Consider the following 16246-nt stretch of genomic DNA (forward strand, 5'->3'; position numbering starts at 1 on the left):
AAATTACTATTACAATAGACAGCGATTGCATTCGCGTGTTGGTTATAAATCACCTGCCGAGTTTGAATCGGCAGTTAATTGAAACGTGGACGGTGTCCACTTTATCGGGTGAAGATCACTGCTAACAGTTTGCTCGGTTTCGCTGCGCTACACATTTTAGCAAACTATTATCAGCCCCTTAAATGGGTGTTATATTGCAAGGAAAGCTCATTGGTCATAAAAGCAAAACTAGTATTTTTGAAAATTCCGAGGCCACCATATGGATATAGATATACCGGTAAAAGTTGCTGGGTGAGGTTAGACTCTGAAAAGTTTAATGACGTAGCCTTTATTTCTATGTAGGGCTAAATAAACTAATCAGTGTTTAAGGCTAAAGAGAATGTGATTTTTCTGTCACTAACTTCTGCACTTAATTGCGCATCAATTGCTTTACTAAGCGTTTTAGCGATTGATAACCCCAATCCAAAGTTATCATTCGATGTTCTTGAAGTGTCTTTTTGCCATAAAGGGTCAAATAATTGGTCTATATCATTATCACTCAAAGGTTCAATAAGGGAGTTAGTAACTGACAAAAATAAAAGTTTTTCTTTTGAAATCATTGTCGAAACTAAAATTTTTGAATTTAGTGGGCTGTATTGTTTAGCGTTGTTAACTAAATTGCTAATAATTGATTCGAGGGCAAACAAGTTGCTTATAATTGCTGGTGCATTCTCATTCAACTCCAAATTTACACGCGATAAATCAGTGTTTTCTAAGACTCTGGTAATGACTTGATTTAAATCACAAGCATCTTGTTTGATTAGCTTACCATTACTGTATTTATGTAATAGCAATAAGTTCGACACGATATTTTTTAGCCGTAAACTTATTTTCAACGCTTCAGGCTTAAAATCCTCATTGAGCTCAATCTCATTTGGAAACCTGATAGCAACTTCTGCCATATTTATAAGTTCGGCAATGGGCGTTTTTATTTCATGGGCAATATCGGATGTAAGTCGCTTTTCCCTTAGGTAAAGTTGTCTATTCTCTTTAATAAAAGCATTTAAGCTTTCAACAATAGGCAAGAGCTCTTTAACTGGCTCTTGTATAAATATCTGTGAGCCTTCACTGGTAATACTTAACTGACTGATATCTTGGTTGAGTTTAATTAATGGCGCAAGTGATGTATCTATCGCCTTCCTGACAAATAATCGAATAAATACAATAACTGTAATTGTGGTGACTATAAAAATAACGTCAATCAACCAAAGTACAAAATCAACTTCCTCAGAAGACGCTGCATAAGCTAAAGTCAGTGGCTCATCATTTGTTTTTTTATATGTGTCTACTGATGTATTGTCTTTTCCTTGTGGTATAAAACGACTATAAAACACTCGACCATCTCGGCCATCAGGTAATTGTAAAGGGCGTATTTTTGATTCGCCAATTTCTAAGCTTTCATATGGTAAGTTTTTAACCTCAAATAAATCTAAACTTTTGGAGCGAGTGAAAGTGCCTTCTTTGCTCCATACTTGAAAGTACTCAGGCTCTATTTCCCCTGCGAACTCGGGCATAAACTCACTAGAAAAACTAAACGAAAAACCTTCATCAGTTTTATGTACTAAGGTCATTAACATACCTGCTTTGGATTGCAGGCTGCGATCAAACTCATTGTCTATCCAACTATCAACAGCAATGTCGGTTGCTAACAAAATGCATAAAACAAAGCCTGTTATAGTTACCGAGAGTGTAACAACTAATTTACTGCGAATAGATTTCATTATTGTCCTTGTACAATGTAACCAAAACCACGCTTGGTCTGAATTGGCAGCTCCCCTCCTGCAACTCTTACTTTTTTGCGAGCAGATGATAAATGAGCTTCAATCGAGTTCTTTGATATCAAATCATATTGCCCTGCAAGGTAGGTACTTAGCTTCTCAGCACTAAACACTTTATTTTGATTGCTAAATAAACATTCGACAATTTTGTACTCGTTGGGTGTTAAGTCAATAACATTGTCAGCCACTTTTAGCAGTTTTAACTGTAAATTCAGTGCTAAATTATCAATAGTTATGATATCGCTCATCATCTTCAATCCACCACGGCGCATTAAATTTAATAGTCGAGCGTGGAGCTCATCAAATGAAAAGGGTTTAGTAAGGTAATCATCCGCTCCAGTTAAAAGCCCTAAAACACGGTCTTCAGGTTCTTGCTTAGCTGACAAAATTAAGACTTTAGAATCAAGCTGTTTGGTTCTTATGGTTTGCAATAAAGTAATACCATCGATACTCGGTAACATAATATCAAGTATTATAAGCTCATACTCACCTGTCATCGCCATACTCAGCCCTTGTGCACCATCACCGGTGTCATCAACCGCAAAGCCTAGATTTACTAAGCCAATTCGTAAACTACGCCTTAGTGACGCTGAATCTTCAATTATTAATAACTTCATGTGTTACTCATTCACCTGAAATGCATCTTCATCATTAGGTTACGCCATATAGCTTAAGTTTTACTTAAGACTTGCTTAAGTTTCCATAGTTTAGCCAATATTAAGTTTAGACTCAGGATTTCTTAAGTTTCGGTTTTTAGTATTGCTGCAATTATTAAGATCGAGCACAACTATGACAGCAAATACTTCCGTTTTAAAACCCTTGTTGCGTTTTAGTATTATATTGATATCAATCTTTATAACTTCCCGCATTGCTTTATTGTTTTGGCAACATTCAAGATTAAATGATGGTGATATTTGGCCGATCATATCAGGAGCAATCAGAATAGACTTAAGTAGCATTGCATACTTAGCAACTATTGGGGTTTTTATACTGATACTGCATGTAGTTGCACGCCCTAAAACAGAGCTTTTCCAGCGTATTTTTACACTTTACGGCAGCTGCGTTGTAACTGTAGTTGTTATTGTTGAAGCATCAACACCTGCATTCATCAATCAATATGATGTAAGGCCTAACCGATTATATATTGAATACCTTGATTACCCACAAGAAGTCTTCTCAATGTTAGTGCATGGCCATCTTTTTGCAATGCTAAGTACATTGCTTTTGGCCTCGTTAACAAGCGTTTATAGCTATCGCCTTTTATGCAGAGCATTCACACAACCACCGTCACTGAAAAAAGCATCCAATTTACCCATTCTAATGGCTGCTTTAATAATCTGCTTATTTGCTGCTAGAGGTACATTAAATCACCGACCGCTTAACCCTGCATTAGTCTATTTTTCTCAAGATTCACTAGTAAACTCACTTGTTCTTAACTCCACTTACAGTGTTGCGTTTGCGCTGAAAAACATGGGTAACGAAAAAAGTGCCAGTAATTTGTATGGCACAATGCTTCGTCAACAAATTATAGATACGGTCAAAAAGGCTTCTTATCGAAAACAGTTTGTCGCTGGAAATATTCCAACCTTGGCGCACAACAAGCCTTTTGTGTCTGGTGTTAAAAAAAACTTAGTTATAATACTTGAGGAAAGTTTAGGTGCCCGATTTGTTGGAGAACTTGGTGGGTTAGATATTACGCCCGAACTTGATAAGCTATATCAACAAGGGTGGGGGTTTGACAACCTTTATGCTACGGGCACGCGCTCCGTAAGAGGTATTGAAGCAATTACCACAGGTTTTACACCATCACCATCTCGCTCAGTAGTTAAACTATCTAAATCGCAGCATAACTTTTTTTCACTAGCGGATGTATTCAGTCAAGAAGGTTACAAAACACAGTTTATCTACGGCGGTGAAAGCCATTTTGACAATATGAAAAGCTTTTTTCTAGGAAACGGGTTTAACGATATTGTTGACATCAACCATATTGATAATCCCCAATTTATCTCCTCTTGGGGGGTAAGTGATGAGGACTTATTCAATCAAGCAGATAAAGAACTGACTAAATTAAGTAATTCGACAGAGCCATTTTTTAGTCTTGTATTTACTTCTAGTAATCACGATCCGTTTGATATACCACAAGGCAAAGTATCGCTACCCAAAGGACATAACCCTGAAAACTATAAGCGTGATCTTGCAATTAAGTATGCCGATTACGCACTAGGTAAATTTATAAATAAAGCAAAAACACGGTCGTACTGGGAAAACACCGTATTTTTGGTTGTGGCAGACCATGATGTGCGTGTTTTTGGCTCTGAACCTGTCCCTTTGAGGTCTTTTCATATACCAGCTGTTATTTTAAACAGCGATATGAAAAGTAAACGCGATCCAAGACTCGTTAGTCAAATTGATCTACCTGTTACTTTGATGTCACTTTTAGGAATTGACCAAGCAACCCCTATGCTGGGCTTTGATCTGACTAAAAGTTATCCAGTTGAACGCGCAATGATGCAGTACTACGACAATTTTGCATACCTAGAAAATGATCGCGCTGTCATCCTAATGCCAAATCAACAAACCAGCTATTGGCGCTATAACAAACAAACCAAAATACAAGAAAAAAATGAACAGCTAAACGTTGATCAAACGTTGGCTGAAAAAGCACTAGCTCATGTGTTATTTAGCAACTTAGCTTACACCGAGCAGCTTTATCGTTTAGCTGATAAAAGTAGTGATAAGGAATAACTATGAAAATTGCTTTTAAAAGATTTTGTATTTCGTCTTGGCAAGTAAGTTACAGCCAATTTGTTTGCTTAGTTTCAATGTATATCGTTATCGCATTTAATGGCTTGTTTTTATACAATACTTTTATGGCTGCAACACAGTCAGGGCATATAAATTGGCTTTTTATCGCGTCGGTCCCTTTATTGCTTTTCTCATTGACTGTTTTAGTTTTAAGTTGGTTGTCCTTAATTACTTTTGTTAAAGCTATACTTCTATTTAGTGTTTTAGTTTGCTCATTGTTGTTTTATTCAACACTTAATTATGGCGTTATTTTTGACAAGAGCATGTTACAAAATATTGTTGAAACAAATTCAGGTGAAGCATTTTCATACTTGAACTTTCAGCTTGTGTTATTTATTTTTTTATTGGGGATTGTACCTACTTACTTATTTTCCAAGTTCACAATTATTGGGAGTTTTAGAGTTCGTTTAAAAAGTTTTACGAAGCTAAATCTATCAGCTTTGCTCTGTTGTGCCTTAATCGCTGTACCCTTTTATAAAGAGTACGCTTCTGTTGGCCGCAACAACCGACAGCTAACAAGTTATATCACCCCGTTTGCATTCTATACAGCAAGTTATAAATACCTGAGGGATAATTACTTTTATCCACCATTACCTTTCAAGGTACTCGATAACTTGCCCACTTTAAAAAATAAAACGAGCACCTCGCTAACTGTAATGGTTGTCGGGGAAACAGCTCGGGCGGCTAACTTTTCACTACAAGGCTATAGTAGAGCAACGAATACTTATACTCCCAAGTTAGGCGTAAAGTATTTTAGTGATGTTTCATCGTGTGGAACGGCGACGGCTATTTCAGTCCCCTGTATGTTTTCACGACTGAACCGCAAAGAATATGATTCTCGGCTTGCTAGTAGTCAAGAAAATGCTCTAGACATTATTCAGCGTAGTGGTGTTGAAGTAACATGGATTGATAATAACAGCAGCTGTAAAGGAGTGTGTGCTCGCATCAAATCAGACAACATTGAGCCGAATAAAGAACATCCGTTATGTGATGGTCATTACTGTTTTGATGAAATATTAGTTACGAAACTAGCAGACAAGATAGCGACTAGTAACGCTAAACATAAATTGGTTGTTCTGCATATGATAGGTTCACATGGACCAACTTATTATCGTCGTTATCCTGAACACGAAAGTTTGTTTAAACCTGATTGCTCTCGAAGCGATATTCAGAACTGTAGTACAACTGAACTAACAAACACATATGATAATACTATCGCATACACAGACAAGGTGTTGAGCCAGTTGATAAAAGTATTACAAGCAAGTAACGAAACAAAGAAGTCACTCCTATATGTGTCAGATCACGGTGAGTCACTTGGTGAGAAAGGTTTATACCTTCACGGGTTTCCATATGCATTAGCACCAAGCGAGCAAACCCATATTCCAATGATTTTTTGGAGTAATAAACTCGCTAACTCTAAATTTAATCATTGTATTGAGTTACAACGCTCAAAAGTATTTTCACACGACAATATTTTTGACACTTTACTTGGCTTAACTCAAGTAAGCAGCAGTCAATACCAACCTGAATACGATATTTTTAACGCCTGTAAGGCCCTAAGTCTATAAAGAGAGTTTCCAATGCAATTTGATAGTGCAAATAAGCCGTCAGGTATTAATCGAGTAGTTTTAGCTTTTAAAAATTCACAGCGTGCATTTAAATGGCTTGCTAAAAATGAAGCTGCTTTTAAACAAGAGCTTTTTTTACTCGCTTTATCGCTAATTATTATTTCGATTTGGCAGATAGGTATTTACGAAAAGGTCATGCTACTAATCTCTGTTTTATTTGTGATATTCGCAGAGGTTGTTAATACAGCAATAGAAGCAACAATAGACAGAGTTGGCTTAGAGATTCATCCATTGTCAGGTCTCGCTAAAGATTTAGGCTCCGCAGCAGTATTAATTGCGCTATTGATAAGTTCATTCGTCTGGATTTCTGTATTTATAAGCTATGTTGGTTATTTTTAAAATTTATTCAATCTCAATGATCACTTATCGCTCATTTGCGACCGTCGCCTAAACTCGTTTTGGGGCAGAAACGAGTTACGCTTGAAAGTCTGCTCATGGCTGTGAGTTCAACCACTCGATGCAACACAAATCGGCTATTCACTGTCAGATTTAATTCAACTCTACAAATTGAATCTGGCAGATCATGTTAAGACTATTTCAAATTAAGCTTGCAAAAGTAAGCTTTTTTCATCGTAGGTTACCACTTTGTCACGGCCAGTTTCTTTAGCAAGGTAGAGTCGTTTATCGGCGTTCGCTAGTAACTCTTTTATAGTCTGCTCGCCGTTTATTGTGCTACTGACGCCTGCACTCACCGATAAATTTATATCGTGCCCCTCGTAATAAAATGGATAACAGCTTATGCTTTCGCGTAGTTCTTCGGCATTATTTCTGGCATCACTTAATGAGCAGTTGGGCAACAAAATGGCAAATTCTTCGCCGCCGATTCTGGCTGATATTTCTTCATTTAAAAACTGTGATTTTATATGCTGGGCGATCCACTTTATGGCTTGATCGCCTGCCTCATGGCCATAGGTATCGTTAACGCGTTTGAAAAAATCAATATCGAGCAAAATAAGTGAAATATTTTTGTTTTGGTAAAGTGGTAAACTTAACGCGTTTTTTCCTTTTATAAAAAAACCACGGCGGTTAAATAGTTGACTTAAAACGTCGGTATTAGCAATGCTGGCAAGCGTATGTTCTGTATTAGATGCTAATAAGTAAGGGAGTAATAATGCACTGCAAGTGGCTAAAATTAAATGACTGCTTAAAATGAGCTCTAATGGTTCTAAATAGGTTGTATCGCTTAGGCTTAAAATAGGTAAAGCAAGCAGCACTGTTTGAACAAACATAAGCAAACTATGGATTAAAAAGCAGGTAATTAATGCCTTTTTTTGTAAGGTTGCAACAAAGCTCATAGTGCTAATGATGTAAGCAGAAAATAAGTATAACCCTGCAATAATAAAGCTCGTTACCATTTGTGCCGCGGAGTAAGGATACACAGATAATAAAATTACAGCGGTAAAAAGTAGCAAATAGTAAATAGGGCGTAAGTTTAAAGGTTTGCTGTATTTGTATTTATGTAGTCCCAGAATAATTAAAAATGGGCTGAGTATTATAAAAACATTCGCTAAATAACTCGTAATAAAAGGAAAATTAAGTATTAGTTTTAAACATGCGAGTAGTTCAGCAAATGAAAATGCAATGCACGCTAAACCAAAAATTAAAAAAGCAGATTGTTTTTTGTAATTATGAACAGATAAAAAAAACAACCCTATTAGTAGGTTAAGTATAAAAGAGAGACCAATCACAGTAGGCAGGTGTAGCATTCATTTTCGCTTTTATTAGGAAATTGTGTCTGACTAACTTAAGTATTATGTATTAATCATGAAAGGTCAATATGGGTAAATAGTACTAGTTACCCATATTGTAACTGAATAGAGTATACGCAGAAGATAATTAACGCCAGCTAAACCAAGCTGTCCAAGGCCGATTTAAGGTTCTCGTAATGAAAACGATAGTTATGCTTTTGTGCTTTGGTTGGCACTACAAATTGCCCGGTAGTGAGTAAGTCAGACATTTCACCCATTAATACTTTCAATACAAATGCAGGCATGGGCATAAAAGCGGGACGCGATAATGCATTACCCAAGCGTTTACTAAACTCTGAGTTACTAACTGGGTTTGGTGCTACGGCGTTAATTGGCCCCGAAATTTCAGGGTGTTTCATAATATATAAAATAAGCTGTGTCATATCGTCTATATGTATCCACGACATACCTTGCTCGCCGTCACCAATTGGCCCGCCTAAACACAATTTAAATGCGGGAAGCATCTTGCTTAATGCGCCACCTTTTTTAGCTAATACAATACCGGTTCGTAATAGGCAGACTCGTGTTTTTTCAGACTCTGCTTTTAATGCTGCGTCTTCCCAGTCTTTACACAGCTGATGGCTAAACTCATTGTGGGGATCTGTAAAGTTTTCATCTATGCGCTTGTTGCTTTGGCGTCCATAGTAGCCAATAGCACTGCCTGATATAAACGTGTGTGGAGGGTTAGTACTTGCTGCAATAGCGTGGCTAATTTTTTCTGTTAGATTAATGCGGCTGTCACGTATAATTTGCTTTTGTTTATCGCTCCAACGCTTATTAACGATTGGCTCACCGGCTAAATTAATAACAACATCAACGGTATTAAAATCAACAGCGCTTATGTCAGTGACTGCTTTAATTTTATGACCCAATAATACATTTGCTTTTGTGGCATTACGGCTTAGCACGGTAACCGTGTTGTGGTGCTCTAAAAAAGGGCATAAATGTTGGCCAATTAGCCCAGTAGCACCTGTAACAAATATATGCATATTGAATCCTCAAATTATAATTGTAGCAAGTGTTTTTAATTTATACTCACTAGCATGTAGTTTCTATCCTTAATACGAAGTAACAAGGGTTATGATCACTTTGTAATTATTTCATTTCATTAGGTTTTGCCTTACACTGTGGCCTTATTACAAATAAAAGGATAAATAAAGTGGCAGGTTTAACGGGTGTAAATAAAAGCTTAATTGTTTTTGCTGCTTTAGTAGTGGTATTGGCAGGGATCAAATCAGCAAGTGTCATTGTTATTCCTTTCATATTAGCGGCATTTATTGCCATTATTTGTAATCCACTAATTAAATTTTTTGCACGTTATAAAATTCCTAAAGGCATTGCAGTGATGCTTGTGGTGCTAATTATTGTTGGGCTTGGAGTCAGCTTAGGTGGCTTAGTTGGCCAGTCCATTAATGATTTTTCACAGCAGCTTCCTGAATATAAAGCCCAACTCAAAGAAGAGTTTATTTGGCTTGTAGACCTCGCCTCCCAGTACAATATTTTAATTAATAAAGAACAACTTATTTCGATGTTCGATCCAGGTAAAATGGTTGATGTAGCAACTAACATGCTGACAGGGCTTGGTGGCGTAATGGCAAACATGTTTTTAATAATCTTAACGGTTATTTTTATGCTGTTTGAAGGCCCACTGCTAAGCAATAAAATACATATGGCTCTTGAAGATCCTGATAGTAAAATGAAGCAAATTGACCGATTTTTAGAATCAATTAATTCTTACTTGGCTATAAAAACACTCGTTAGTTTAGCTACCGGTATTATTGTGTCTGTTTACTTGTGGGTTCTAAATGTTGACTACTTTATATTATGGGGTGTTTTAGCATTTATGTTTAATTACATTCCGAATATTGGGTCAATTATTGCGGCTGTGCCTGCCGTGTTACTTGCCTTAATAACTCAAGGTCCTCTAATTGCCGGTATGGTAGCGGCGGGTTACTTAACAATAAACACGGTGATGGGCAACATTGTAGAGCCTAAATTTTTAGGTAAAGGGCTTGGCCTATCAACCCTTGTTGTATTTTTATCTTTAATATTTTGGGGGTGGCTACTTGGTACAGTAGGTATGCTTTTATCTGTTCCATTAACAATGATTGTTAAAATAGGCCTTGAAACAAGCATAGAAGGTAAATGGGTTGCTACATTATTAGGCAGTGGTGAAGATAGCGCGATGCGTTAACCTTCAGCATTTATAGCCAATATAACCCATTTGAATTGCTATATAGCACTTAATGCGTCATCAACAGCGTTAAGTGCTCCCTCTAAATAACCTGCTTCTTTTTTCGCGAATTCACTTCCTACTAAGTGAATATTTAAATCTCTTAGCTCACTTGTTAGTTCACCTAAATGGAAATCAGGGTGTTGTGAGGGTTGTGTTTTATCGTCGTTATTGGCAACAAATTCATCCTCAGCCCAATCTTTTATAAAACAATGTGTGGGGTTTCTAGCGGCTTCGCCGTAAAAATAGACTAGCTGGTTAATACAAGCTTTTATTAATTGTGCTTTGGAAACTTTACTGCGAGTGGCGTATGGCACGCCGATAAAGCCAAATAAGGCAGCATGCTTATTGTGTTCTGCACTTGCATCATGTATTTCAACCATGGGTCCGACTCGGCTAAAGCATTGTCCAGATAGATTGCGTTCTCGCCAAAAGGCGTAATCGAATGTGGCCACAAATTTAGCCTGTCCTGCCATCCAAGTGGGCGTTGTAGTCAAACGATTTATAAGCCTCTCACTTGCCCAAAAATTAGGTGTTAGATGTTGGGTGATCATTCGTGGAGGCAGGGCAGTGAGCACTGTGTTTGTTTCAAACTGCTGTATTTTACCATTGTTATTAACTGTTAACTGCCAGTTATCATTACTTTTTTTGAGTTCTGTTACGCAATGATTTAACAATATATGCTTTGCAGGTAGCTGTTTATAGAGTGCCTTGATTAAGGTGTTCATGCCATGTTTTAGCCTAAACAATTGCATTTCGCCAGCGCCAGCTATTTGTTGAACTGCTTGATTAGGCGCTTGGTATAACACATCACCATGATTGTATTGCTCAAATGTCGATAAATTGAGCGATTTGACCAATGATTGAATTTTTGGCTGATGAGGAAAGATCCACGTCGGACCAAGATCAAACCCAACATTTTCATTTTTTATTGAATTTTCACAATAAACACGCCCACCTAAAAATGGTTTGGCTTCTAATAATAAAAACGCAATATTACGTTCATGCAATTTTGTTGCAGCATAAAGCCCTGCAAGTCCGCCACCAATAATTATTATAGGCTTGGCCATTATTTACCTTTTTAAGTTTAACAATCTACTAGTAGGTAGTTTGTTTTGTGTGTGCACTATTGTCAAGTGAGTATGCGAGCTAGTCGTGTTATTTACACGTGCTTTAAAAAGGTTGTTTTAAGGATTCTGTAAACTGATTTACTAACTGAATTTCACAGTGCTTGTAGCTGATAGCGGCTGCTTTTGCATTAGGAAGTTTTAATATGTAGCGCCACTGACAGGCACTTTCAATGTACTTCTCATTATTTTTTATACTGCGCATAAATAACTGCAGCACTTGGGTATTACCCGTTGCTTCTTCAGATTGGACTAGTTCGTACTTGCGTTTTTGTACCCAAGTCCCTTGCTCTTGTTTGGCTTTATCGAGCTGGGTGTCAAGGCATTGGATGTAACGCTTAGATTCATTCATAGTTGGCTTATCAACCAATTGGCACACAGCATTAGAATATGCACTGCCACTTATTATAAGGAGAAAAAACGAAAACAAGTTTGCATACGTATTATTTTTTATCATGGTAATTAAACTCTAATATAAATTGTGCGCCGCCTAGCTTGTCGGCTTCAGTGATTGTCAGTGTGCCGTGGTAAGATGTAACCAAGTCCGAGACAATGGCCATGCCAACACCATGCCCACTTTGGTATGTATCTAAGCGTGTACCGCGTTTAAGTAATGATTCGCGCTTATCTTCTGGCACACCCGGGCCATCATCACTTATACCTATACATAATGTTTTACTTTGCACCACTTGTACCGTTACTTGAGAACGACACGCTTTACAGGCGTTATCAATTAAGTTGCCTAGTAACTCCATTAAATCGGTTTGGTCACCTAAAAAGTAGTCTTTATCAGAAACTATACAATCAAAAATAATATCTTTGTCGCGATAAACTTTAGCCATTGCACTTAGTATTGAGTCGATAACTGGTTTTATAGGCGTTTGTTTTTTCCACGTATCTGATGCGCCAGTAGCTGCACGCTTTAATTGGTGTTCGATCATCACATTTATACGGTCTAACTGTTCTTGTGCGTCAGCATCATTTGCAAGCGGGCTTGATTTAAGAACAGCTAGTGGGGTTTTAAGTGCGTGCGCTAAATCGCTGAGCGATGCTCTGTAGCGTTCTTTTTGTCGTTGCTGAGATTCAAGTAACAAGTTTAAGTCGGCTTTTATGGTTTGTAGTTCAATTGGATAAAGGCCTTTAATTTCTTGTATATCACCAGATTCAATGGCTTTTATTTCTTTATCTAAGCGCTGAAGTGGGCGAGCGCTCCAAATAAAACCGATAGCCATTAAAATTGTTATGGCAATACCCATAACAAACATCCACTCAACAAGTGTTTGTTTAAACCCATCCATTAAGCGAAGTAGAGCGTCGTTACGTTTTACTAAAATGAACCGAGCCTGCTCGGACTGATCAATATTATTTAATATTACGGTTAAACTAAGCTGCCAATAAACCGTATTTTTGTATTCTACGCGCCTAAAATCAGCAGCACCGGCTTTAGTTTCTATTTGTTGAGGTACAAAGTCGACATTCACCGCTGACTCCGAATGCCAAATTGGCTCTTCATCTCGGTAAATCATTGCGTAAGTGTCAGAGTTTAATCTGTTAAGCTCAGGCGCTAATATAGTGCTTGGCATAATTATGCCATGTTCAGTGAAGTCTACCTCAGATATGAGAGAATAGAGTTGAGCTTCTAGCGTTTTTTCTGTGGCATCGACCAAAGAGGCATAATAGGCTTTGCCAATTGAGTAAAACAAAATAGGCAGTGCCACCAATAAAACAAAGACAAGGATAAATCCTTGCCTTATTTTTAGTGATACTTGCGGTCCTACCACTGACTTTTTAGCCTGTAACCACGGCCACGTAACGTTTCAACTGGGTTGAGGGTGCCCTCTGGGTCTAACTTTTTACGTAGGCGTAAGACAAATACTTCAATTACATTCGAATCAAGGTCGAAATCCTGATCGTAAATATGCTCGGTAAGCTCTGACTTAGAAATAACTTTTTGCGGGTTTACCATTAAGTATTCAAGTACTTTATACTCATAAGCCGTTAGGCTTAACTCTTTGTCATCGACCCAAACTTGTTGCGAACGGGTGTGTATTTTTATAGGTCCTGCTGTCATTTCAGGGTTAGCTTTACCTGCACTGCGGCGAATAAGTGCGTTACAACGCGCTGCTAATTCTTCAACATGAAATGGCTTTGTTAAATAGTCGTCTGCACCGGCATCTAGCCCTTCAACTTTATCTTGCCAGCGATCACGGGCTGTTAAAATTAAAATTGGAATTGTCACGCCTTGGGCACGTGCTTTGTTAATTAACTCAATTCCGTCAATTTTAGGTAAACCCAAATCAACCACAGCCATATCCAAAGGGTATTCAGTAATATGGAATAAACCAGCTTCACCATCGTGACATAAATCCACGCTGTAGCGTTCTTTCTCTAATGCATTTCGTAGGTTGTCTGCTAAATGTAGATCGTCTTCAATAACTAAAATTCGCATTTTTTAATCCTTTTTCACTTCGCCGGTTTTTTTATTAATATGTAAATCAACGACGTGGCCGTCAGATTTGAGTATTCGTACGGTATAAAACTCTGGTTTTTCAGTTATCTTTAGCGTTTTACCGCCAATGCTTTGTTTTGCAAGTATTACCGCTTTCTTTTTATCCACCGGTTGATTTACCTTTTTAGTGGGCGTAGCCGAAGCTTGGCTATTGCTAGCAAAGCTAACACAAGCAATAAAAATAAGGCTTAACAATACGCGCATAACAGAAACTCCTAGACCAGATAACCTTAGTTTAATTAACTAAGTTACTAAAATTCAAGTAAAAACGTTAAATCCGTAATTACATTAATAATTTTAATTAAAAACGTGTGAACAAATCCTGAATTACAGGTTGGCTTGTAACAACACGCTGTTATTTATACTGGAAACACTTTTTTGAATGGTTTAACAATTGTATTTACGTATACGCCACCTGAAACGTAAGGATCATTAGTTGCCCATTCACGCGCAGCTTCTAGCGAATCAAACTCTGCAATAATAACTGAGCCAGTAAAACCGGCATCTTGAGGGTCTTCATTATCAACCGCAGGGAAAGGGCCGGCGGTAAGTAGCCTGTTTTGTGCATCAAGCTCTTTTAAGCGTTCTAAGTGCGCTGGACGTGCAGCTTTTCGTAATTCAAGGCTGTTTTCAACGTCTGTTGAGTAAATCATGTACAACATAATAGATTCTCACTTAAGTTGTTAAATTTAATTATGCAAATAGTACCACAGAGCTCAAATTTGGCTAACTAAAAGCGTATACACTTAGGTTTACAGTTGGATTTTATTTTTAACGCTAATTGCTTGAAAACCGCTGTATAACACTGGTAGAGTCGCTCAGATACTCAAAATAATAAAAAGGTTTTATACATGAGCGATAATAGAGAGCGATTTAGCTCCCGTCTCGGATTTATACTGGCTGCAGCTGGTTCTGCCGTTGGTATTGGTAATTTAGTGGGTTTTCCCGTTTCTGCTACTAAAAATGGTGGCGGCGCATTTTTATTAATTTATGCTCTATTTGTCGTGTTTATTTGTTTACCCGTGATGATGGCAGAAATGGCCATGGGCCGAAATGCTCAAAAAGATCCGCTCGGTTCATACAAACTTTTAGCAAATAACGATAAAAAATGGAAATTTGCAGGATTTTTAGCCGTTTTAACTCCATTTATGATTGCCGTTTTTTATATGGTAATTACAGTGTGGATTTTTGGCTACTTGATACAGGCAGGCATGGGTAACTTAGATGCGTTAGCCGATCCAAGCCATTTTGGGACATTTATTAACAGCTACACAGTATTTGCTTATATGGCAGTGGTGGTTGTTATTGTTAACCTTATTTTACTCGGCGGTGTAAAACAGGGCATAGAAAAAGCGGCTAAAGTATTAATGCCAGCATTGTTGGTAATGCTGTTAGCTTTGGTAGCGTATGTTTTAACGCTAGATAACGCATTGGCAGGCGTTGAGTATTACGTTATTCCTGACTTTTCAAAAATGAGTGCTAGCGTACTCAATGGTGCATTGAGTCAAGCGTTCTTCTCTTTATCGCTAGGTATGGGTATTTTAATGACCTATGCGTCGTATATTTCTAAGAAAGACGACATAGTTAGTAGTGCAAAAATGGTGGCTATTACAGACTCACTAGTCGCGTTTGTTGCCGGCCTTATGGTTTTACCCGCTATATTTAGTTTTGACCCAAATACTAACCCGGAGTCGTTATCAGACTCGTCTGTATCAATGATTTTTGTTTATTTACCTAAAATTTTATTAGCATTACAAAACGATATTGGCTACGTAGGGGCTTCAGTTGTCGCCTTTTCATTCTTTTTACTTGTATTTTTTGCAGCAATAACGTCTTTGGTTTCAATTGTAGAAGTACCAACGGCAACATTGAGTGATCGTAAAGGTATTAGTCGTAAAAAAGCCTTAGGTATACTAACGCTTAGCACAGGCGTGCTTACAATTATATGTACTATGTCGTTTGGTATGGTTGACAGTTTAACGTCGTTTACCAGCTATGGCGGTGCCAGTAAGAGCTTTTTTGATATTGTAGTTGATGTATTCTACGACACTATTTTACCTCTTAATGGCTTAATGGTGTGTTTGTTTGTAATGTATCGATGGAAAAAAGCGCGTTTAACACAGGAACTAAGCCAAGGTTCACCTAGCTACGAAGGCAGCATGATGGAGAAATACGTTAACTTTTCTCTTTCAACGTTTATCCCATTTATTTTAGCTGTGATATTTATAAACACGGTTGCTACCAAGTTCTTTGGTTTAAAGTTATTTGGCTTTTAAAATGTAAAGTATAAAAAAGCCGCGCTTTGAAGTGACCCCAATAAGTTGGACTCATTTCTAAGCGGCAACCAAGGCCTGATTTCGATATTGTATCGGACTC

15 protein-coding genes are annotated in these 16246 nt (G+C 37.6%); 5 read left to right on the forward strand and 10 right to left on the reverse strand.

All coding sequences use genetic code 11. From position 1 onward, the window contains the following. Positions 1 to 353 precede the first annotated feature (353 nt). Together CWB65_RS16375 and CWB65_RS16380 are read right to left on the reverse strand one after the other, a co-directional pair. Positions 354 to 1760 (reverse strand): sensor histidine kinase, encoded by a 1407-nt coding sequence (locus CWB65_RS16375; RefSeq protein ID WP_008127774.1) that lies wholly within the window; start codon positions 1758 to 1760, stop codon positions 354 to 356. Next, complete coding sequence (locus CWB65_RS16380; RefSeq protein WP_008127772.1) at positions 1760 to 2434, reverse strand: response regulator transcription factor; 675 nt, start codon at positions 2432 to 2434, stop codon at positions 1760 to 1762. The genes CWB65_RS16375 and CWB65_RS16380 overlap by 1 nt, the downstream gene beginning before the upstream one ends. Positions 2435 to 2606: 172 nt before the next feature. On the opposite strand from CWB65_RS16380, the gene CWB65_RS16385 reads away from it, so the two are divergent. From CWB65_RS16385 to CWB65_RS16395, 3 genes are read left to right on the forward strand one after another with little or no spacing between them, the layout of a single operon-like run. Further along, positions 2607 to 4562, forward strand: coding sequence for an LTA synthase family protein (locus CWB65_RS16385; protein WP_138741005.1), 1956 nt, complete (start codon positions 2607 to 2609; stop codon positions 4560 to 4562). Positions 4563 to 4564: 2 nt separating this feature from the next. Further along, on the forward strand, positions 4565 to 6193 hold the full coding sequence (locus tag CWB65_RS16390; protein WP_024599462.1) for a phosphoethanolamine transferase: 1629 nt from the start codon (positions 4565 to 4567) through the stop codon (positions 6191 to 6193). Between the two features lie 12 nt (positions 6194 to 6205). Then, positions 6206 to 6592 carry a diacylglycerol kinase gene (locus tag CWB65_RS16395; RefSeq protein ID WP_008127761.1) on the forward strand — a complete coding sequence of 129 codons (387 nt, stop codon included), beginning with the start codon at positions 6206 to 6208 and terminating at the stop codon, positions 6590 to 6592. Positions 6593 to 6795: 203 nt separating this feature from the next. On the opposite strand, the gene CWB65_RS16400 is transcribed toward CWB65_RS16395, so the two are convergent. Both CWB65_RS16400 and CWB65_RS16405 read right to left on the reverse strand, forming a co-directional pair. Then, complete coding sequence (locus CWB65_RS16400) at positions 6796 to 7959, reverse strand: GGDEF domain-containing protein (RefSeq protein WP_138741006.1); 1164 nt, start codon at positions 7957 to 7959, stop codon at positions 6796 to 6798. A 140-nt stretch (positions 7960 to 8099) separates the two neighbouring features. Then, positions 8100 to 8990: a TIGR01777 family oxidoreductase gene (locus tag CWB65_RS16405; RefSeq protein WP_138741007.1), complete on the reverse strand. Its 891-nt coding sequence runs from the start codon at positions 8988 to 8990 to the stop codon at positions 8100 to 8102. A gap of 170 nt (positions 8991 to 9160) precedes the next feature. Between CWB65_RS16405 and CWB65_RS16410 the strand changes: the two genes are divergently transcribed. Continuing rightward, a complete protein-coding gene (locus tag CWB65_RS16410) occupies positions 9161 to 10195 on the forward strand; it encodes an AI-2E family transporter (RefSeq protein ID WP_008127717.1) in 1035 nt (344 codons plus the stop codon). 38 nt (positions 10196 to 10233) lie between these two features. On the opposite strand, the gene CWB65_RS16415 is transcribed toward CWB65_RS16410, so the two are convergent. From CWB65_RS16415 to CWB65_RS16440, 6 genes are all read right to left on the reverse strand, one after another. Continuing rightward, positions 10234 to 11304, reverse strand: a complete 1071-nt coding sequence (locus CWB65_RS16415) for a flavin monoamine oxidase family protein (RefSeq protein WP_138741008.1) — start codon at positions 11302 to 11304, stop codon at positions 10234 to 10236. 103 nt (positions 11305 to 11407) lie between these two features. After that, entirely contained in the window at positions 11408 to 11818 is a 411-nt protein-coding gene (locus tag CWB65_RS16420) for a hypothetical protein (protein ID WP_138741009.1), read from the reverse strand. Beyond that, the gene (locus CWB65_RS16425) at positions 11805 to 13142 is read right to left on the reverse strand and encodes an ATP-binding protein (RefSeq protein ID WP_010557521.1); all 1338 of its coding nucleotides are present in this window, start codon (positions 13140 to 13142) and stop codon (positions 11805 to 11807) included. Before CWB65_RS16425 ends, CWB65_RS16420 begins: the two co-directional genes overlap by 14 nt. Then, the gene (locus tag CWB65_RS16430) at positions 13136 to 13810 is read right to left on the reverse strand and encodes a response regulator transcription factor (RefSeq protein WP_008127723.1); all 675 of its coding nucleotides are present in this window, start codon (positions 13808 to 13810) and stop codon (positions 13136 to 13138) included. Before CWB65_RS16430 ends, CWB65_RS16425 begins: the two co-directional genes overlap by 7 nt. Positions 13811 to 13813: 3 nt before the next feature. After that, positions 13814 to 14074, reverse strand: coding sequence for a PepSY domain-containing protein (locus CWB65_RS16435; RefSeq protein WP_010557520.1), 261 nt, complete (start codon positions 14072 to 14074; stop codon positions 13814 to 13816). Positions 14075 to 14229: 155 nt separating this feature from the next. Next, complete coding sequence (locus tag CWB65_RS16440; protein ID WP_058429022.1) at positions 14230 to 14532, reverse strand: YciI family protein; 303 nt, start codon at positions 14530 to 14532, stop codon at positions 14230 to 14232. Positions 14533 to 14721: 189 nt separating this feature from the next. On the opposite strand from CWB65_RS16440, the gene CWB65_RS16445 reads away from it, so the two are divergent. Continuing rightward, entirely contained in the window at positions 14722 to 16146 is a 1425-nt protein-coding gene (locus tag CWB65_RS16445) for a sodium-dependent transporter (protein WP_006792220.1), read from the forward strand. The last annotated feature ends 100 nt before the right edge of the window (positions 16147 to 16246 follow it).

The sequence above is a fragment of the Pseudoalteromonas sp. S554 genome, from assembly GCF_005930865.1.
Lineage (GTDB): Bacteria > Pseudomonadota > Gammaproteobacteria > Enterobacterales > Alteromonadaceae > Pseudoalteromonas > Pseudoalteromonas marina.